Annotated in this window: 17 protein-coding genes; 14 read left to right on the top strand and 3 right to left on the bottom strand. The window is 61.6% G+C overall.

The features are described 5' to 3' along the window. Positions 1–12 precede the first annotated feature (12 nt). Complete coding sequence (locus HCK86_RS02015; RefSeq protein ID WP_176082784.1) at positions 13–1,059, bottom strand: LacI family DNA-binding transcriptional regulator; 1,047 nt, start codon at positions 1,057–1,059, stop codon at positions 13–15. 194 nt (positions 1,060–1,253) lie between these two features. Further along, positions 1,254–2,162: a LysR family transcriptional regulator gene (locus HCK86_RS02010; RefSeq protein WP_176082783.1), complete on the bottom strand. Its 909-nt coding sequence runs from the start codon at positions 2,160–2,162 to the stop codon at positions 1,254–1,256. A gap of 185 nt (positions 2,163–2,347) precedes the next feature. Between HCK86_RS02010 and HCK86_RS02005 the strand changes: the two genes are divergently transcribed. The 11 genes from HCK86_RS02005 (at position 2,348) to HCK86_RS01955 (ending at position 12,713) form a co-directional block, all read left to right on the top strand. Continuing rightward, the gene (locus HCK86_RS02005) at positions 2,348–3,472 is read left to right on the top strand and encodes a BMP family ABC transporter substrate-binding protein (RefSeq protein WP_176082782.1); all 1,125 of its coding nucleotides are present in this window, start codon (positions 2,348–2,350) and stop codon (positions 3,470–3,472) included. Between the two features lie 44 nt (positions 3,473–3,516). Beyond that, entirely contained in the window at positions 3,517–4,611 is a 1,095-nt protein-coding gene (locus HCK86_RS02000; protein WP_176082959.1) for an ABC transporter permease, read from the top strand. After that, entirely contained in the window at positions 4,608–5,528 is a 921-nt protein-coding gene (locus tag HCK86_RS01995) for an ABC transporter permease (RefSeq protein WP_176082781.1), read from the top strand. Before HCK86_RS02000 ends, HCK86_RS01995 begins: the two co-directional genes overlap by 4 nt. Positions 5,529–5,544: 16 nt before the next feature. Further along, positions 5,545–6,222, top strand: a complete 678-nt coding sequence (locus HCK86_RS01990; RefSeq protein WP_176082780.1) for an isochorismatase family cysteine hydrolase — start codon at positions 5,545–5,547, stop codon at positions 6,220–6,222. After that, positions 6,219–7,757: an ABC transporter ATP-binding protein gene (locus HCK86_RS01985; protein WP_176082779.1), complete on the top strand. Its 1,539-nt coding sequence runs from the start codon at positions 6,219–6,221 to the stop codon at positions 7,755–7,757. Before HCK86_RS01990 ends, HCK86_RS01985 begins: the two co-directional genes overlap by 4 nt. Next, positions 7,757–8,419, top strand: a complete 663-nt coding sequence (locus HCK86_RS01980) for a cysteine hydrolase (protein WP_176082778.1) — start codon at positions 7,757–7,759, stop codon at positions 8,417–8,419. The genes HCK86_RS01985 and HCK86_RS01980 overlap by 1 nt, the downstream gene beginning before the upstream one ends. Next, positions 8,416–8,748, top strand: a complete 333-nt coding sequence (locus tag HCK86_RS01975; RefSeq protein WP_176082777.1) for a cupin domain-containing protein — start codon at positions 8,416–8,418, stop codon at positions 8,746–8,748. Before HCK86_RS01980 ends, HCK86_RS01975 begins: the two co-directional genes overlap by 4 nt. Positions 8,749–9,010: 262 nt before the next feature. After that, positions 9,011–9,952, top strand: a complete 942-nt coding sequence (locus HCK86_RS01970; RefSeq protein ID WP_176082776.1) for an MYG1 family protein — start codon at positions 9,011–9,013, stop codon at positions 9,950–9,952. Between the two features lie 346 nt (positions 9,953–10,298). After that, on the top strand, positions 10,299–11,132 hold the full coding sequence (locus tag HCK86_RS01965) for an ABC transporter substrate-binding protein (RefSeq protein ID WP_176082775.1): 834 nt from the start codon (positions 10,299–10,301) through the stop codon (positions 11,130–11,132). Between the two features lie 111 nt (positions 11,133–11,243). Continuing rightward, a complete protein-coding gene (locus tag HCK86_RS01960) occupies positions 11,244–11,936 on the top strand; it encodes an amino acid ABC transporter permease (RefSeq protein ID WP_176082774.1) in 693 nt (230 codons plus the stop codon). A 48-nt stretch (positions 11,937–11,984) separates the two neighbouring features. Further along, positions 11,985–12,713: an amino acid ABC transporter ATP-binding protein gene (locus tag HCK86_RS01955; protein ID WP_176082773.1), complete on the top strand. Its 729-nt coding sequence runs from the start codon at positions 11,985–11,987 to the stop codon at positions 12,711–12,713. 22 nt (positions 12,714–12,735) lie between these two features. Here HCK86_RS01955 and HCK86_RS01950 read toward each other — a convergent pair whose 3' ends face one another. Then, positions 12,736–13,407 carry a GntR family transcriptional regulator gene (locus HCK86_RS01950; protein ID WP_176082772.1) on the bottom strand — a complete coding sequence of 224 codons (672 nt, stop codon included), beginning with the start codon at positions 13,405–13,407 and terminating at the stop codon, positions 12,736–12,738. Positions 13,408–13,622: 215 nt separating this feature from the next. Here HCK86_RS01950 and HCK86_RS01945 point away from each other — a divergent pair, with 215 nt between their 5' ends. The 3 genes from HCK86_RS01945 (at position 13,623) to HCK86_RS01935 (ending at position 18,348) form a co-directional block, all read left to right on the top strand. Beyond that, positions 13,623–14,264 (top strand): GntR family transcriptional regulator, encoded by a 642-nt coding sequence (locus tag HCK86_RS01945; RefSeq protein WP_176082771.1) that lies wholly within the window; start codon positions 13,623–13,625, stop codon positions 14,262–14,264. A gap of 271 nt (positions 14,265–14,535) precedes the next feature. Next, entirely contained in the window at positions 14,536–15,426 is an 891-nt protein-coding gene (dapA, locus tag HCK86_RS01940) for a 4-hydroxy-tetrahydrodipicolinate synthase (RefSeq protein ID WP_176082770.1), read from the top strand. A gap of 27 nt (positions 15,427–15,453) precedes the next feature. Then, a complete protein-coding gene (locus HCK86_RS01935; protein WP_176082769.1) occupies positions 15,454–18,348 on the top strand; it encodes an FAD-dependent oxidoreductase in 2,895 nt (964 codons plus the stop codon). Positions 18,349–18,390: the final 42 nt, after the last annotated feature.

Below are 18,390 nucleotides of genomic sequence, written 5' to 3'. Positions count from 1 at the left end.
CCGGCGCGGGCCTCACACCCCTGTCGCGCCGCAGGATTGCCGGACAACAAGCGCGCAGGGCGTTTCCCGCACACCCGGCGCAACGGGCTTGCCGTCGATCAGATCAAGAAGCGCCAGGCCGGCGCTGCGTCCGAGGCCCGGAAGCCCCATGTCAATCGTTGTCAGCGGCGGCCGTGTTGCTGCTGCAAACACTTCCCAGTTATCAAAGCCGACAATGGCCACATCATCCGGCACCCGAACACCGTTCAGGGCGAAGGCGTCGATCACCCCGCGGGCAATCTGGTCATTGCCGCAGAAAATCGCATCCGGTCTCAGGCCGTCTGCAATCAGCTGCTTGGCGGTCTCGAAACCGTGGGTTTCAGACCAGGCACCGAAAATGGCATCCGTCAGCGGCGTCTGGCCGGCTTCGTTCAGCGCCTGGCGCCACCCTTCAGCGCGCAGATGCGCCGCCTTGAAGTCCGATGGCCCGGTGATGTGGGCGATCCTGCGGCGTCCAAGACCGATCAGGTGCCGTACGGCGATCTTGGCTGCATTCACATCGTCGGGCACAAAACCGACAGCGCCTTCAGGCGTCGATGCGTAGACATAGACCACCGGCATGCCGAGATCCGGCAAGGTGATCGGCAGGCCGCGATCAATCCGCTTTCCGGTGATCACCAGGCCGTCAACGCGTTTATCCTCCATCGCCCTCAGGGTCAGCCGCAGCTGGTCAGCCTCGTAATCTCCGGCATTCAGAAACACGGATACGCCGCGATCCGCCATGGCCGCAGAAAGACCAGCGGCGACGGGCAGGGTGAAGCGCCCATATGTATCATTGGTCAGAAGACCAAGCGTGAAGGATCGCTGCTGCACAAGCCCGCGGGCGATAAAATTCGGTCTGTAGTCAAGCGCCGCAGCGGCGAGCCGCACCCGCTCGCGCGTTTCTTCAGCCATGCGGCCTGTGCCATTGAGCGCGCGCGAAGCTGTTGTGACGCTGACATTGGCTTTGGCAGCGACATCGCGAATCGTGCTGCGCTGATAGGTCGTGATCTCCGGCTCTGTCTCAACGCTGTCTGCCATTGTTCACTCACCTAAATGCCTTGAGCAAACGTAAAACCAACATTGAGCTATCGTTTGCGCAAATCACATTATACCTTTGTCTGTCCCTGTCAATCCCACATCATTCGGAAGAAGGGTGATGACGGCGAACGGCAGGCCGAGGCTGCTTTCCGGCAGGCCGTGATCGGCTGGACGCTCTCTTTCAGAGGACGGGCTCAGCAGACCTCATAGGTGCTGGCGAGGCTGGTCGTGATCTGATCGGCGAAACGGGCGGCGGCGACGGGAAGGGTCCGCCCCTTCAGCTGTCCCATATAGAGAACACCGGAGGGGATATCGCGCCTGTCGAGCGGGCGCGAGACCAGATCCCCGTTTGCCGTTGCATTGCCGAGGCTGAGCGGGATCTGGAAGGTGACAATATTCTCGGCAACGGCATGATTGCGCAAAAATTCGAAACTGTCTGACTCGATGACCGGATCCAGCCTGAGCAAGGCGGATTGCACCGCGATATCAAGTAGGTGGCGCACACCATAGGAGGCGGTCGGCAGTGCCACCGGATAAGCCAGGCAGTCAGCAAGGCGTAGCGGTGTCTTCTGCGCAAGCGGGTGCTTGCGTCCCATCACGGCATGGACCGGCTGGCGCACCCGCATCATCGTCATGATATCGGCCAGCCGTACCGGCTCGAAGACAAGGGCTATGTCTGCAGTGTGATCGAGCAAAGCCTGTTCGGCAGCGGCGCGATCGCGCAGATGCACGCCAAAGGTCACCTTGGGATGATCCTTGCGATAGAGCGCGATTTCGTGGGGCAGGAACTGCGGCAAGAGCGCCTGGCTGCAGGCGATCGCCACATGGCCGCGCCTGACGCCCTCGAGATCTGCAATCTGCGATTTCACCCGCTCCATGTCGGAAATCTGGTTACGGATGTGATGGATCAGGATCTCGCCAGCACTTGAAAGCCGCACACCATGGGCCAGCCGTTCGAAGATCGGCACGCCCAGCTCTTCCTCCATGGCAAGGATGCGACGGTTGAGGGCGGTGGACGTGATCGCCAGCGTTTCGGCGGCACCGCGGATGGAGCCGGCCTTTACCACGGCGTCGATATAGCGAAACGAAGTCAGATGGCGCATCAGGTTCCTTTCCCGAGTGCTGCTGCAAATTTTGCACCAGCTTGGCGAAAAACTAGCACAAGACAGACGCAGCGGCATCTGAATTACTGGCAAACGGAATGGGCACGGTGATGGTCGAGATGAGGACGGCCGGGCCTAAAGCATCACAGTTTGTTTCATTTCGACCTTTTGGGGGACGATTTCCGATGACCAATTTTCTGACACCGAACCGCCGTCAGTTTCTGCGCAATTCCGCAGGCCTCGCCGGTCTCGCAGCCGCCAGCAGCGCGCTGCCCTTCAATATCGCCCGCGCAGCGGGCCTGACCGTCGGCTTCATCTATGTCGGCCCGAAGGATGATTATGGCTACAACCAGTCCCACGCCGAAGGAGCCGCCGCCGTCAAGGCCATCGAAGGCGTGACCGTGGTGGAGGAAGAGCGCGTTCCCGAGACGGTCGATGTTCAAAAGACCATGGAATCCATGATCAACTTTGACGGCGCCAGCCTGTTGTTTCCGACCTCATTCGGCTATTTCGATCCCCATATCCTGGCGGTCGCGCCGAAATATCCCGATGTCCGCTTTGAGCATTGCGGCGGTCTGTGGACGCCGGACAAGCCGCAGAATGTCGGTTCCTATTTCGGTTATATTGGCATGGGGCAATATCTGAACGGCGTCGTCGCCGGCCACATGACGCAGTCGAAGAAGATCGGCTTTGTCGCCGCCAAGCCCATTCCCCAGGTGCTGCTCAACATCAATTCCTTCCTGCTCGGTGCCCGCGCCGTCGATCCGGCGATCACCTGCCAGGTGATCTTCACCGGTGAGTGGTCGCTGGCCGTCAAGGAGGCGGAGGCCACCAATGCGCTTGCCGATCAGGGCGTCGATGTCATCACCTGCCATGTCGACGGTCCGAAGGTCGTCATGGAAACCGGTGCCGGCCGCGGCATGTATCTGTGCGGCTACCATGCCAATCAGAGCCGGCTCGCGCCCGAAAAATACCTGACCGGTGCCGAATGGAACTGGGCCAAGGTCTATACCGACATGGTCAACACCACGCTCGATGGCGGCACGATCGACAATTTCGTCCGTGGCGGCCTTGCCGAAGGCTTCGTCAAGATGAGCCCGCTCGGCCCGGCGGTGACGGAGGCTGCCCGAAAGCAGTTCGATGCAACGCTGGATGAGATCATGCTGGGTGGTTTTGCCGTCATCAAGGGGCCGCTGAAGGACAATAAGGGCAATGTCGTTGCGACGGCGGGACAGGCCTTCGTCGAGACCGATGTCGCGCTGGAAAGCATGGACTATCTGGTCGAAGGCGTTGTCGGTTCGACCTCCTGACAATGCGAAGCGAGAGGGGGCCTGCCATGACCACGCACAGTGAAATGGCGGCGGATGCCGCATTGAAGCGCGGTTTTTTCGCCGAGGGTGTCAGCCGGAAGCTTGAACCCGTGCTGCTGCCGCTTGCAGCACTTCTGGCAGGAATGATCGTCTTTTCGGTCTTTCTGTTTTTTCTCGGCAAGTCGCCTCTCGAATTCTATGCCCTGGTCTACAAGGCCGGTTTTGGTACGGCCTTTTCCTGGACCAATACATTGGCGCGCGCCGCGCCGCTGCTTCTTGCAGCCCTGTGCGTCGCGCTTCCTGCCCGTCTCGGCCTCGTCATCATCGGCGGCGAGGGGGCAATTGTGCTTGGCGGCGTCGCCGCCGGTGCGGTTGCAAGTGTTGCGCCCGGTCTTCCCGGTCCGCTCGGCATTGCCGCCATGGCGCTGGCCGGTGCGGTTGCCGGCGGCGTGTGGATCGGCGCCATCGGTGCGCTCCGGCATTATCGCGGCGTCAACGAAACCATATCGAGCCTTTTGATGGCCTATATCGCCATCGCGCTGATGAACCAGCTTGTCGAAGGCGTGCTGCGCGATCCGGCAAGCCTCAACAAGCCATCCACCGCGCCTTTGCCTGCGGCCTGGCGGATCGGCGAGATCCCCGGCGTCGGGGTTCATTGGGGGCTGGCGGTCGGCATTCTCGCCTGTATTTTATGCTGGGTCCTGATCGAGCGCACCACATGGGGCTTTGCCGCCCGCATTGTCGGCGGCAATGTTCGCGCCGCTGCCGTGCAGGGGCTCCCGGCCGGGCTGCTGATGATCGGTTTCACGGCGCTTGGCGGTGTGTTCGCCGGACTTGCCGGCATGTTCGAGGTGGCGGCCGTTCACGGTTCGGCCAACGCCTCGCTTGCGGCCGGCTACGGCTATACCGGTATCCTGATTGCCTTTCTCGCCCGCCATAACGGGCTTGCGATCATCCCCGCTTCGATCCTGTTTGCTGGCTTCGAAGCCTCAAGCGGTCTGGTACAGCGCCGGCTCGATCTGCCGGATGCCACCATTGTCGTCTTCGAGGGCATGATCTTCCTTTCCATTCTGCTTTCCGATGCGCTGCAGGACCGCATCGATTTCAGCAAACTCTTTGCGTGGAGGCGCGTGCCATGACAGATATCGGCCTCTGGGGCGTGCCCCTCGCGATCCTCGGCGGAGCAATCCGCGTCTCCACGCCTTTCATTTTCGTCAGCGTCGGCGAATGCCTGACGGAACGCTCCGGGCGCATCAATCTCGGCCTTGAAGGCACGCTGGTCTTCGGCGCCATGAGTGGCTACGCCGTCGCCTATCACACCGGCTCTGCCTGGATCGGCACCTTTGCAGCCGGATGTTTCGGCCTGTTGTTCGGCCTTTTCCACGGCTGGATCTGCAAGCTGCCCAAAGTCAATGACATCGCCATCGGTATCGCGCTGATGATTTTCGGTTCGGGCCTCGCCTTCTTCTTCGGCAAGCCCTATGTCCAGCCGGTCGCCCCTGATCTGCCAGCCATTCCGTTCGGCTGGTGGTCGGATGTTGCGCAGATCCGGGCCGCGCTGAACGTCAATGTGCTGTTTCTGGCCGGTATCGTGCTGGCAATTGCCGCGTCCTGGATGCTGAAGAATACCCGTATCGGTCTTACCATCCGTGTTGCCGGCGACAGCGCCGACGCGGCGCGGGCGCTCGGCATCAATGTCAATCATGTGCGGCTCTGGTCAACGGCGGCGGGCGGGGCGCTGGCCGGTGTCGGCGGTGCCTATCTCTCGCTTTACTATCCCGGCAGCTGGACCGAGGGAATTTCCTCCGGACAGGGCCTGATGGCCGTGGCGCTGGTGATTTTCGCCCGCTGGAGCCCGGTCAACTGCCTCTATGCCTCGCTGCTGTTCGGCGGGGCGGGCGCGCTTGGTCCGGCGCTGCAATCCGTTGGCGTTACCCAGGGCTACTATCTCTTCTATGCCGCACCCTATGTGCTCACCCTTGGCCTTCTGATCGCCACCAGCTCGACCACACGGCAGATGACGGCAGCACCCGGCGAACTGAGCATCACCAAATAGCAAGGAGCAAGGAACCATGACCACCATAACGGCCGATCCCTATCTCTGGCCCTATAATGGCGATCTTCGCCCGGACAATACGGCACTGATCATTATCGACATGCAGACGGATTTCTGTGGGGTTGGCGGCTATGTCGACAAGATGGGTTATGATCTGAGCCTGACGCGCGCGCCGATCGGACCGATAAAGGCGGTTCTCGCGGCGATGCGTGAAAAAGGCTATCACATCATTCACACCCGCGAAGGCCATCGGCCGGATCTTTCCGATCTGCCGCCCAACAAGCGCTGGCGTTCGCAGCAGATCGGCGCAGGTATCGGCGATGCAGGTCCCTGCGGGCGGATACTGGTGCGCGGCGAGCCGGGCTGGGAGATCATTGACGAACTGGCACCGCTGCCGGGCGAAGTGATCATCGACAAGCCCGGCAAGGGATCTTTCTGTGCGACCGATCTGGAGCTGATCCTGCGCATGCGCGGTATCGAGAACATCATCCTGACCGGCATCACCACCGATGTCTGCGTCCATACCACCATGCGCGAGGCCAATGACCGCGGCTTTGAGTGCGTCATTCTGGAGGATTGCTGCGGGGCAACAGATCCGGGCAATCATGCCGCAGCCATCAACATGGTCAAGATGCAGGGCGGCGTGTTCGGTTCGGTCTCCGATAGCGAGAAACTCGTGAGCGCGCTGCCATGATCACAGCGCTGAAGGCCCCGAAAGTCCCAGACCGCGCCATTGGCGTTTCAACCCATGGCATGACCATGCGTTTCGGCAGTTTCACGGCGCTGAACGATGTCTCGATCACGGTTCAGCCAGGATCCTTCCATGTTCTGCTCGGCGAGAATGGCGCTGGCAAGTCGACACTGGTGAAATGCATGATGGGATTCTACCGCCCGACATCCGGCCAGATGATGGTGGATGGCCGGGAGGTTGATATTGCCGATCCGCGTTCCGCCCACGATCTTGGCCTTGGCATGGTCTACCAGCATTTCACGCTGGTTCCGTCGCTGACGGCGGCGGAAAATCTCGTGATCAGCCGGGCCGACGCCCCGGCGCGGATCAACTGGAGAGAAGAGAAGCAGGCGCTGGCCGGCTTCATGGAACGCATGCCGTTCAAGGTGCCGCTCGATATTCCGGTCGGGCGGCTTGCGGCCGGCGAGAAACAGAAGCTGGAACTGTTGAAACAGCTCTATCTCGGCCGCCGGTTCCTGATCCTTGATGAGCCGACTTCGGTGCTGACGCCGTCCGAGGCCGATGAGCTGCTCGGCATGGTGCGCGGGCTGACGACGGCGGGCGCTCTCACCTGCCTGATGATTTCCCACAAATTCCGTGAGGTGACCGCCTTTGCCGATGCGGTATCGGTGCTCCGGCGCGGCGTCCATGTCGGCGGCGGAAAGGTTGTTGTGCTCTCGACCGCCGACATGGCGGCGATGATGATCGGTGAGAAGGAACTGGTTCGCCCCGCTGCCCGGGTCGCGATTGATGGCACGCCGGTGCTGAGCGTCGAAGGCGCAAGAGCGCCTGACCGCTCGGGCTTCAAGACCATCGACATCGCCGATCTGAAGGTGAAATCCGGCGAGATTGTCGGCATAGCCGGCGTGTCCGGCAATGGCCAGATGGAGCTGATGGAGATCCTGACCGGTCAGCGGCCGCTGGAAGCGGGCGCGATCAAGGTCAAGGATACGCCATTTCACGCCAGCCGGAGGGAGGCCCGTCGGTTCAATGTGCGCTACCTGCCGGAGGAGCCGCTGAAAAATGCCTGCGCGCCGAAGATGACGGTGGCGGAGAATATGTTCCTGCGCGATTTCGATTTTTCCGCCGGCAAGCCGCAGTTCTGGCTCGATGGGCGGCGGATGATGCGAGAGGCAGACCGGCTGGTCGGCGCCTACAAGGTCAAGACGGCGTCCCTGTCTGCGCCAATTGCCGCGCTTTCGGGCGGCAATGTCCAGCGCGCAGTGCTGGCGCGCGAGCTGTCGGGTCAGGTTGATCTGCTGATCATCGCCAATCCCTGCTTCGGCCTCGACTTTTCCGCCGTTGCCGAAATCAGGGCGCGCATCATGGCCGCGCGCAATCAGGGCGCAGCCGTCCTGCTGATTTCCGAGGATCTGGATGAAATCCTCGAACTCTCCGACCGCATTCTGGTGATGTCGGAAGGGCATATCACCTATGAGACACAAGGTTCCGGTGCCGATATCGGTGAGATAGGCCGGCACATGGCAGGACATCACTGATGGCAATCATCAAGGCAAGACCCTTCGATTTCGATCTCAAGTCGGAAAATGCGGCGCTGATTGTCATCGATATGCAGCGCGATTTCATCGAGCCCGGCGGTTTCGGCGAGACGCTTGGCAATGAGGTGGCATTGCTGCAGGCCATCATTCCGGCGACGGCGCGGCTGATTGCGGGATTTCGCGCCGCAGGTCTCACCGTCATCCATACACGTGAATGCCACCGACCGGATCTTTCCGACTGTCCGCCGGCCAAGCGCGCGCGCGGCAACCCCAAGCTCAGGATCGGCGATCCGGGGGCGATGGGGCGTATCCTGATTGCCGGTGAGCCGGGCGCCGATATCATTGCCGAGCTCTATCCGGTCGCGGGCGAGATCGTGCTCGACAAACCGGGCAAGGGTGCCTTCTATGCGACACCGCTTGCCGACATTTTGCAGGAGCGCGGCATCACCCATCTCGTCTTTGCCGGTGTTACCACCGAGGTCTGTGTACAGACGACCATGCGCGAGGCCAATGACCGGGGCTATGAATGCCTGCTGGCGGTCGACGCGACGGAAAGCTATTTTCCGGCGTTCAAGGCGGCTGCGATCGAGATGATCACCGCCCAGGGCGCGATCGTCGGCTGGGCAGCCGAGACCGATCAGATCGTGGAGGCGCTTGCATGAGTGAGATTGCGGTTTTTTCCGATTTCCTCAGCGGCGGCTGGCGGTACTATGATTTCGAATTTTTCCGTGAGGGGGTGGAGATCTGCCGCCTGAAGGCCGGTGAGCCGGAAGTGGCACTTCTGCGCTATGCGCCCGGCGCCTGCGTGCCGCGCCATCTGCATCAGGGGCTCGAGACCATTCTCGTCCTGGAGGGATCGCAGCGTGATGAATGCGGCCATTATCCGATGGGCTCGCTGGTCTTGAACCCGGAGGGCACGATCCATTCTGTCCAGTCCGAAGACGGGTGTGTCGTGCTGATCCAATGGGAAAAACCGGTGAAGATCCTTTGATGTTTTGCGCTTGCATGGTCGCCAAAACGGCGCAGCCGCTGGCTTCAGCAGAGCGGTTCGCCCGGCCGGGCATTTCCCGCCGGAAACGGGAGCGGCAAGACATCAGGATAGGCATTGTCGGTGTTTGACCGCGACAACCGTTTGCGAGATGGTAAGAGGCGTGCTTCATCAGAAGAATCGTGCATATAGGGAATTGCGCTAATATGCGCTGCCTGATTAAACAGCCTGATACCTGAAACCATTGCCGAAAGACGCCAGAACGATGACCACTGACTTCCTCGTCACGCATTCCGGAGGATTTCATGCGGACGAGTTGCTCTCTTCTGTCATTCTGACCCGATTGTTTCCCGAGGCCAGAATCATTCGGAGCAGAGACAAGGACTGGATCACGCCTGCGCCCGACCGCGTCGTCTATGATGTCGGACGCGCCTATGATGCAGGATTGCGGATCTTCGATCATCATCAGCGTGAAGCACCGCTGCGCGATGACGGTCAGCCCTTGAGCTCCTTCGGCCTGATCTGGCGGCATTTCGGCCGGGACTATCTGCGTGCACTCGATGTTCCCGAAATTGATCTGGAGGCGATCCACCAGCGGTTTGACAGCGGTTTCGTGCTGCCGATCGATCTGATGGACAATGGCGTTTTCTCGCCGGCTGCCATCGATCCTCTGCTCGCCGAGATGACGCTTCCGGGGCTGCTCGAATCGCTGAAACCAGCCTTTGACGAGACGGATCCGGATGCGGAGACAAGCGCGTTCGAGACCGCACTGCAGATTGCCCGCACCATTGTCGAAGCCGTCATTGCCGGGCGGGCGGCAAAATTCCGGGCTGAAAAGATCGTCATGGATGCCATTGCCGCTGCCGGGGCGTCGCGGGTGCTTGAATTGCCGCGCGGCATGCCGTTCCAGTCGGCGGTGAAGAAGGCTGGCGCCGATCATCTGCTGTTCGTCATCAACCCGCGTGACAAGGATTGGACGATCACCGGCATCCGCAAATTTGACGAGGGCTTCGAGCAGCGTGCAGATCTGCCGGCGGCCTGGGCTGGGCTGACCGATGCCGATCTCGAAGCCGCCTCAGGCGTCAAGGGCGCGCGCTTCTGCCACAATGCCCGTTTCATTGCCGTGGCGGCCACGCGCGAGGCGATTTTGCAGATGGCGGCCCTTGCCGTCGCAGAGGCTGAGCGTCTCGCCGAGACCGGTCCGTGAATTTCTGGCCGTGACGCTGCGGTCCGTCGGGCAAGCATCGGGCTGGTCCTCGCGAACAGGATCTGCGCGCCGGATCTCGGTGTCAGGCCGGCGTGCGAATCCGGCCTTTATTCCCGGTCGGCGTGACGGCGAAACGCGTGAGTGATCGCGACACCAAATTCTCACCTTTATCGATCATACTGTTTTTAATACGGAAATCAGGCAAAACCGGTCTGTTTTCCAGCATGGCAATTGACGCTTGCATATTGAAGGACGGTTTGTGTATTATAGTGGGATACCAATTGCGCGCAAATAGGATTTGCCGATGCGGTATCACGATCGAAAACCAAATGCTCCAGAGGATCACATGCGCCTTTCCAACAGTCTTGCCGCCTGCGCGGCCATCGTCCTGACCGGTTTTGGCACTGCCGCCCTTGCCCAGGATTGCACCCCCAAAGTAGCTGATTCCGAGTTGATCAAGCCCGGTACGCTCGTCATGTCCACCAACCCGACCCTGCCGCCGCTGCAGTTCGTCGATTCGTCGGGTGAGCTTCAGGGCATGCGCATCGAGCTCGGCAAGGATATTGCCAAGCGCCTTTGCCTGACGCCGGAATATGTCCGCATCGAATTTTCGGCGATGATCCCGGGCCTCGAATCCGGCCGCTGGGACATGATCAATACCGGCATCTTCTTCACGCCGGAGCGTGCCGCGATGATGCAGATGATCCCTTATGAAAACCAGGCGATCAGCATTTCCGTCGGCAATGATTTCGACAAGACGGTTGCCACCGAGGATGATCTCGCCGGCATGACGATCGGCGTCGAAATCGGCGGATTCGAGGAAAACCAGGCCCGTGCACTCGACAAGGAACTGCGTGCCAAGGGCGAAGATGGCCTTGATATCCGCACGTTCGACAATTTCGCGCTGGCCTATCAGGCGCTGCGGGCCGGTCAGGTTCAGGGCGTGGTTTCGCTCGATGCCGTTGCCGAGGAATATGATGCGCGCGGCGACTTCAAGCGTGCGATTTCCGGCCTGTTCCCGACCCCCGTCGCGCTCGCCTTCAAGAGCCCGGCGCTGGCGGACGCCGTTTCCGGTGTATTGAAGGACATGAAGGCGGACGGTTCGCTTGAAGCCCTGTTCTCGTCTTATGGTCTGGCCATGGTTGACGGTGACTATGCCGTTGCCGGTCCGAACCGCTAAGATCTGATGTCCGGGCCGGCGCCATGATCGGGCGCCGGCCTGTATTCACTGTTCCCGGCGCGCCGCTTCGCAGGCAAGCTGGCCCCGGTACAGCGTCCAGAAAGGTCTCAAATGTCACTGTGGAACTGGTCCGGCTTTTTCGGTTATCTGGTCAATCCCTTCATCCTTGGCGGCGTCGTCACGACGATCTGGCTGACGGTTGTCTCGCTGATCTGCGGGCTGGCGCTCGGCTTTGTGCTGGCGATGATGCGGCGCTCGAAGGTCAAGGGCGTCAGGGGACTTGCCCAGTTCTATATCTGGCTCTTCCGCGGCACGCCGCTTCTGGTGCAGCTGATCATCATCTACACGGCCCTGCCGCAGCTTGGGATCCGCTTTTCCGTGGTGCAGGCGGCCCTTCTTGGCCTCGCGCTCAATGAGGCGGCCTATCTTGCCGAGATCATCCGTGCGGGTATCGAAGCGGTGCCGGACGGCCAGTCGCGCGCGGCCCGCGCCCTGGGCATGACCGAGCGTCAGATCATGCGCTATATCGTCATGCCGCAGGCCTTCAAGGTCATCATTCCGCCGCTCGGCAACTCGGTCAACGGTCTTTTGAAGACCACCTCGGTCACCTCGGTCATTTCGATGGAGGAGTTGCTGCGCCGCACGCAGATGCTGATCCAGGAAAAGTTCATGGTGCTGGAACTCTTTGCCGTGGCGGCGATCTATTATCTGCTGATGACAACGCTTTGGGATCTGGTGCAGCGGCGTATCGAGAAACATTTCGGTCAGTCGACCGGTCCGCTGAATCTGGCGGACAAGCGCTGAGGCCCTTGGCCTCATCCTGTTTCCCTAAATTTTCAAGGCAGAGCGACCATGATCGAAATCTCCAATGTTTCCAAGCGCTACGGCGATTTTCAGGTTCTGAAGAACTGTTCGACCCGGGTTGAGAAGGGCGAAGTCGTCGTCATCTGCGGACCGTCGGGCTCGGGCAAGTCCACCCTGATCAAATGCGTCAACGCACTCGAACCCTTTCAGGAGGGCTCGATCAAGATCGACGGGATCGAGGTCAATGATCCGGCAACCGATCTTCCCAATCTGCGCGCCATGGTCGGCATGGTGTTTCAGAATTTCGAGCTGTTTCCGCATCTGACGATCGAGAAGAATGTCATGCTGGCGCAGCAGATCGTGCTCGGACGCCGCGAGGAAGCCGCGCGCAAGAATGCCATGGACCTGCTGGACCGTGTCGGCCTTGCCGCCCATGCGGGCAAATATCCCGGCCAGATGTCGGGCGGGCAACAGCAGCGCGTCGCCATTGCCCGGGCGCTGGCGATGAACCCGATGGCGATGCTGTTTGACGAGCCGACCTCGGCGCTCGATCCGGAGATGATTTCCGAAGTGCTGGATGTGATGACATCGCTCGCCCGCGACGGCATGACGATGATGATTGTTACCCATGAAATGGGCTTTGCCCGCAATGTCGCGACCCGCATGGTCTTCATCGATCAGGGCGAGATCCTCGAAGATCGCCCGACGGGCGAATTTTTCAGCGAGCAGCATAATGCCAGAACCGAAGCCTTTCTCGGCAAGATCCTGTCGCATTGAACGCTGGTTCGCCCGGCGGCGGTCAGAGGTTCTTGCGGGCAAAGGCGATCAGGCTCTCCACATGGGCGGCCACCGTCTGCCGCGTCGCTGCGGCATCGCCGGCCTCCATGGCGGCAAGGATCGCCAGATGTTCGGTGGAATCGGGCTGCAGCCTGTCCTTCAGCCGGTCGATCTCGAACAGCCTTGTGGTGACGCGCAGTTCGGTGAGCACCTTGCCCATCACGGCATTGCCGCAAAAATCGATGATCATGTTGTGCAGTCGGTCATCGGAAAACCAGTGCGCGTCGGTGTGGTAGGCGGTTGCGCCCATCAGCGCGTCAATCTCGGCACGGATACTGTCAAGCAGCCGGCGCGGCACCAGCGGAATGGCAAGCGCCGCGGCTTCCGGTTCGATCAGCAGCCTGAGCCGCAGGCTTTGCAGATATTCGCCGATATCGACCTTGCGGACGACATAGTTTCGTCCCTGACCCTTGCGCACCATGCCTTCGCCCTCAAGCCGCTGCAGCGCCTCGCGCAGCGGCGTGCGCGAAATGCCCAGAAGCTCGGCCAGCCGCGCCTCGACAATGACGTGGCCGCCCTTCAGCCGGCGGTCGCGGATCATGTCGGAAATGGCGTTATAGGTCAGCGTCGTCAGATTATGCCCGGTTTTGTCCTTGCCATCTGGCGGAAGCTGGCCCTCGTGCTGAAATTGCATGCTGCTCACTTGACTGGTTCTGGTCTATCGGTTGAGGAAGGAAATGCCGGAGGTTGTCCATTGCAACGATCGGGCCCGTTTCGCAAGACCTTGCCTCCGGCCAGCATACTGAATGCCTTTGCAAAATCCTATGGTCCGTTTCAATGGGACCTTATTTCTGTCTTTTCTCAGGTCCTGAGGCCTGTTCTTTCAATGCAAGCCTTCCGGGAGCGGATATGAGTGAACCATCCGAGAGCGACGTCAATCTGGGCGAAGAGGTCTATAAGGCCATGCTGGCGGATATTCTGGCGGCGCGCTTGCCGGGCGGGCGCCCGGTTCAGCAGCGGCGTCTGGCCGAGCAGTACAAGGTTTCCCGCTCGCCGATGCGCCATGCCATCAGCCGTCTGGAGGGCGAGGGGCTGTTGATCCGCGACGGCAGTGTCGGCCTCGTCATCCGCACGGTGACGCTGAAAGACTATCTCGACAGCCTTTCCATGCGTGAGCTGCTGGAGCCGGAAGCCGCCGCCAGGGCGGCGGAGAATGCCGAGACGGAGATGCTGCAGGCGATTGCCGCCGAATGTGACCGCCTTGCCGGTGATACCGCGCCCGACCCCGAAGCCGTCTGGGCCTTCGACAATGCGCTGCACGGCTATGTCGCGGCCAGAAGCGGCAATCCCTTCATGGCGGCGGTCATCAACGACATGCGCCGCTACACGACGATTTTCGAACGCCAGCTTCCGGTGGTGCGGGCCAAACCCGGCATGCATGAGCATGAGGAAATTCTCGGCGCACTGCGCCGTGGCGATGGTGAAGCGGCCCGGCAGGCGATGAGCCGGCATCTGGTGGTCGTGCGGGAAGGTGTGCTGCAGAATTATTGAGCGCAGCGTATCGAAGCGTTCACCCTCCCTGCTGCGTCTGCGGGGCATGCCGCTGCGCCCGGCGATTACGCTAAGGCGCTTGAACGAAAGGAAAAAATCCGACTTGCACGGAGTGGATTTCAAGCGTATTAAAGTGGGATACCAATAGAATGCAATTGCAGCCTCTGTGGGTAGGGTCAGCCGGTGCGGTTTCAGGATCGTGCCGGCCGAGACGGCGCATCCGCCGCGACCGAACCTGGTATCGAGGCTGGCGACTTCAGGAAGAACCAAGATGACCAAGAAATTCCGCGGCGTTTTTACGGTGATGATCACGCCCTATGACGAAAGCGGTGCTGTTGACCTCAAGGCGCTTTCCGCTTTCACCGACTGGCAGATCACCGAGGGCGTTCACGGCCTTATTCCGCTCGGCTCTACCGGGGAATTCCTTTCGCTGAGCGAGGCCGAGCGTGACGATGTCATCCGCACGGTCATTTCGACCGCTGCCGGCCGCGTTCCGGTGCTGATCGGCACGGGTGCTGAAGATACAAGGGAGGCTGTTCGGCTCAGCCGCAAAGCCGAGGCCATGGGTGCCGATGGCGTTCTGGTGATCCCGCCCTTCTATTCGACGCCGACGGAAGATGAACTGTTCGTGCATTATTCGAAGATTGCCGAGGCGATCTCGATTCCGATCATGGTCTACAACAATCCGGCGACTTCCAATGTCGATCTGAAGCCGGAGCTTCTGGCCCGTCTCGCCACCATTAAGGGCTGCGACTATGTCAAGGAATCGACGCTGGAAGCGACCCGTGTGCGCGACATCATCCGTCTCGCCGGCGATGACATGACCGTGTTTGGCGGTATTCTCGGCTATGAATCCTTCACGCTCGGCGCTGAAGGCTGGGTGGCGGTTGCCTCCAACGTGGCGCCGGGACCGATGGCACGGATTTTCGAGCTTGTTGCCGATGAGAAGGACTATGACGCTGCACGCGAACTCTATTTCAAATGGGTTCCCGTCATTCAGGCGGTCGGTGGTCAGGCCTATGTGGCTGGTTCGAAGTCGCTTCTGACCCATATGGGATTTCAGGCGGGTGCACCGCGGCCGCCGCGTCTGCCGCTGCCGGAGGCGCAGGACCAGGCAATGAAGGCGCTGGTTGCCGAATTCGGGCTGAAATTCCCGGGCTGAACAGCGTGTCGATCTGAGGAAAATGTCATGTCCGTAGACGGGTCCGATATCGCCTTCACCTTCGAGGGGGCAACGATTGCCGCCGAAAGCGGCGCCTCCATCGCTGCCGCCCTTGCAAGCGCCGATATAGCGGGCTTCGCGCACGGAAAATCCGGCGAGGCGCGCGGGCTCTATTGCGGCATGGGCGCCTGTCAGGACTGTCTTGTGACGGTTGACGGCAAAACGGGCCAACGCGCCTGCATGACCACGGTTGAACCCGGCATGGCGGTGACCCGGGTCGCGCCCCGGCCTGACATTGCCTCTCCGGCACTTGCCGATCTTGCCGTCCCGCCGGCAAAGCTGGAAACCCGCTTTGCCGATCTGCTGGTCATTGGCGGTGGTCCCGGCGGGCTGAAGGCCGCCAGAACCGCAGCGCTGGCGGGCCTGCAGGTTGTGCTGCTTGATGAACGGGCGCTCCCGGGCGGGCAGTTTTACAAGCAGCCAGCGACGGATGATGCGGCGCGCCGGCTGAAGGGCGATCAGCAGGCCGAAGGCGGCCGGGCGCTGATTGCCGATGCCATTGCTGCCGGTGTCGCGATCTCCGACAAGACATTGGTCTTTGGTGCGGAACGTGAAGAAGACGGCACCCATCGCATCGCCGCCTTTCGTGCAGACAGCGCCTTCTATATCCTTCCGAAAATGATCGTCATCGCCACCGGCGCATTTGAGCGGGCACCGGCCGTCAGCGGCTGGACGCTTCCGGGCGCCATGACTGCGGGCGCGGCGCAGACCCTGCTGCGCGCCTATGGCACGCTGCCCGGAAAGCGCATCCTGATTGCCGGAAACGGCCCGCTGAATATCCAGATTGCGCGGGAACTGAAAAAGGCCGGTGCCGAGATCGTCGGTCTCGTCGAGGCTGCCGATGCACCCTGGCTCCATCCGGCTTCGGGCATGAAGCTGATGGCGGCCGATCCGGTGCTGGCGATTGCCGGTACGAAGCAGATTGCCGCGCTGATGGCGGGCGGTGTGAAGATCCACTGGAAATCACGGCTGGCCGCCATCACCGGTACGGCCCGGGTCGAGGGCGCCGTGATCAGCACGCCTGCGGGCGAGACCCGCATTGCTGCCGATGCCGTGCTGATCGGCGGCTATTTCACGCCGGCCAATGAACTGTCCCGGCTTTTGGGCTGCGCGCATGATGTGATTGACGGCGCGCTTGTTGCCCGCCGCGCGGCGGATGGTGCGACCTCGCTGGATCACGTCCATATTGTCGGTGAGGCCGGCCGCTTCGGCGGGGCACTGATTGCCCTTGCCGAGGGCGAACTTGCCGGCCGGGCGATCGCCGCCAAGCTGAAATCGCCGGTCGCTGGCGATGCCGCTGCCCTGTTGAAACGGCGCCAGCGCCACCGCGCCTTTCAGGATGCGCTGTGGGCCGTGTTCCGCGATCCCGATCCCGCCCATGCGCTCGCTGACGACACGGTCATCTGTCGCTGCGAAGGCGTGACCTATGGCCAGATGAAGGCGCTTTCCGGCGACATCGCCCCCGACCTTGCCACGCTGAAGCGGCTGACGCGGGCCGGCATGGGCCGCTGTCAGGGTCGGTTCTGTTCGCACACGCTTGCCCGTCTGTCCGGCCAGGGGCCGCAGACGGACGAGACACGCGGCATTGCAGCACCGCAAATGCCGCTGAGACCCGTACCGCTTTCCGTCCTGGCGGTGGAAAAGCCGGAATGGGGCGGCCACAAGCGCGCGCTTCTGCCGGACGCACTGCCACTGGAAAATGCCGAACCCCTGCCGGTCAAAAAGGCCGATGTCGTGGTCATCGGCGCGGGCATTGCCGGTGTCTCGACGGCGCTGTTTCTGGCGCGTGCCGGTGTCGACGTCGTCGTCATTGAACGCGCCTTTGCCAACAATCTTGCCTCCGGCGGCAATGCCGGCAGTCTCCACGCCCAGCTTCTGTCCTTCGATCATGGTGCGAAAGCGGAGGCCGGTGGCGGACCTGCGGCGCGCACGCTGCCGCTGCAGCGTGATTCCATCGCGCTGTGGAAGCAGCTTCAGGACGAGACCGGCAAGGACTTCGAAATGAAGATCACCGGCGGACTGATGGTCGCCGAAACCGAAGCGCATCTGCGATTTCTGGAGGAAAAGACGGCCGTTGAACGTGCCAATGGCATCGACTGCCAGGTGATCGACCGCGATATGCTGCGCAAGATGGAGCCGGCGCTGAACGAGATCTTCGTCGGTGCGGCCTGGTGCCCGCAGGAAGGCAAGATCAATCCTCTGGTCGCGACCCAGCATGTGCTGGATGCCGCGCGTGCCGCCGGTGCGCGCCTGATCGACCGCACCGCGGTGACGGCGATCTCGGCCGAGAAGGACGTCTACCTGGTCAAAACATCGCGCGGCACCATCCGCGCCGGGCGGGTGGTCAATGCGGCCGGCGCCTTCTCGTCCCGTGTCGGCGCCATGGTCGGGCTCGACGTGCCGGTCTTCGGGGCACCGCTGCAGATGATCGTGACCGAAGCGGCCGCACCGGCCGTTTCGACGCTGATCGCCCATGCCGACCGGCATCTGACGCTGAAACAGGCCGCCAATGGCAACTTCCTCATCGGCGGCGGCTGGACGGCCGGGCTCGATCCCGTTCACCAGCATCCGCGCCCGCTGATGAAGAGCCTGGAGGGCAATGCCTGGGTGGCACAGCACGTCATCCCCGGACTGCGCAAGCTGCATGTTATCCGCAGCTGGGCGGCGATGAACATCAATATTGATGGTGCGCCGATCCTCGGAGAAGCGCCGGGCCGGCAAGGATTTTTCAACGCCGTCACGTCAAACGGCTATACGCTCGGACCGATGGTCGGCAAGATCACCGCCGACCTCATTACGGGGCAGGATAGCGGCCGGGCCGTTGCGGCCTTTTCACTTGGCCGCTTCGCCGGGATGTCGTAAGCGCCACGTGACACGCCAAAAGCATGAAAGTCAGGAACAGCG

Source organism: Martelella sp. HB161492 (assembly GCF_013184775.1).
Classification (GTDB): Bacteria; Pseudomonadota; Alphaproteobacteria; order Rhizobiales; family Rhizobiaceae; genus Martelella.
Note: the sequence above shows the minus strand (reverse complement) of the source record. Positions and strands in the feature narration are given on the sequence as shown.

Coding starts and splice junctions, on each gene's coding strand:
- HCK86_RS02015 (WP_176082784.1), bottom strand. CDS start 1,059: ATGGCAGACAGCGTTGAGACAGAGCCGGAGATCACGACCTATCAGCGC.
- HCK86_RS02010 (WP_176082783.1), bottom strand. CDS start 2,162: ATGCGCCATCTGACTTCGTTTCGCTATATCGACGCCGTGGTAAAGGCC.
- HCK86_RS02005 (WP_176082782.1), top strand. CDS start 2,348: ATGACCAATTTTCTGACACCGAACCGCCGTCAGTTTCTGCGCAATTCC.
- HCK86_RS02000 (WP_176082959.1), top strand. CDS start 3,517: ATGGCGGCGGATGCCGCATTGAAGCGCGGTTTTTTCGCCGAGGGTGTC.
- HCK86_RS01995 (WP_176082781.1), top strand. CDS start 4,608: ATGACAGATATCGGCCTCTGGGGCGTGCCCCTCGCGATCCTCGGCGGA.
- HCK86_RS01990 (WP_176082780.1), top strand. CDS start 5,545: ATGACCACCATAACGGCCGATCCCTATCTCTGGCCCTATAATGGCGAT.
- HCK86_RS01985 (WP_176082779.1), top strand. CDS start 6,219: ATGATCACAGCGCTGAAGGCCCCGAAAGTCCCAGACCGCGCCATTGGC.
- HCK86_RS01980 (WP_176082778.1), top strand. CDS start 7,757: ATGGCAATCATCAAGGCAAGACCCTTCGATTTCGATCTCAAGTCGGAA.
- HCK86_RS01975 (WP_176082777.1), top strand. CDS start 8,416: ATGAGTGAGATTGCGGTTTTTTCCGATTTCCTCAGCGGCGGCTGGCGG.
- HCK86_RS01970 (WP_176082776.1), top strand. CDS start 9,011: ATGACCACTGACTTCCTCGTCACGCATTCCGGAGGATTTCATGCGGAC.
- HCK86_RS01965 (WP_176082775.1), top strand. CDS start 10,299: ATGCGCCTTTCCAACAGTCTTGCCGCCTGCGCGGCCATCGTCCTGACC.
- HCK86_RS01960 (WP_176082774.1), top strand. CDS start 11,244: ATGTCACTGTGGAACTGGTCCGGCTTTTTCGGTTATCTGGTCAATCCC.
- HCK86_RS01955 (WP_176082773.1), top strand. CDS start 11,985: ATGATCGAAATCTCCAATGTTTCCAAGCGCTACGGCGATTTTCAGGTT.
- HCK86_RS01950 (WP_176082772.1), bottom strand. CDS start 13,407: ATGCAATTTCAGCACGAGGGCCAGCTTCCGCCAGATGGCAAGGACAAA.
- HCK86_RS01945 (WP_176082771.1), top strand. CDS start 13,623: ATGAGTGAACCATCCGAGAGCGACGTCAATCTGGGCGAAGAGGTCTAT.
- dapA (WP_176082770.1), top strand. CDS start 14,536: ATGACCAAGAAATTCCGCGGCGTTTTTACGGTGATGATCACGCCCTAT.
- HCK86_RS01935 (WP_176082769.1), top strand. CDS start 15,454: ATGTCCGTAGACGGGTCCGATATCGCCTTCACCTTCGAGGGGGCAACG.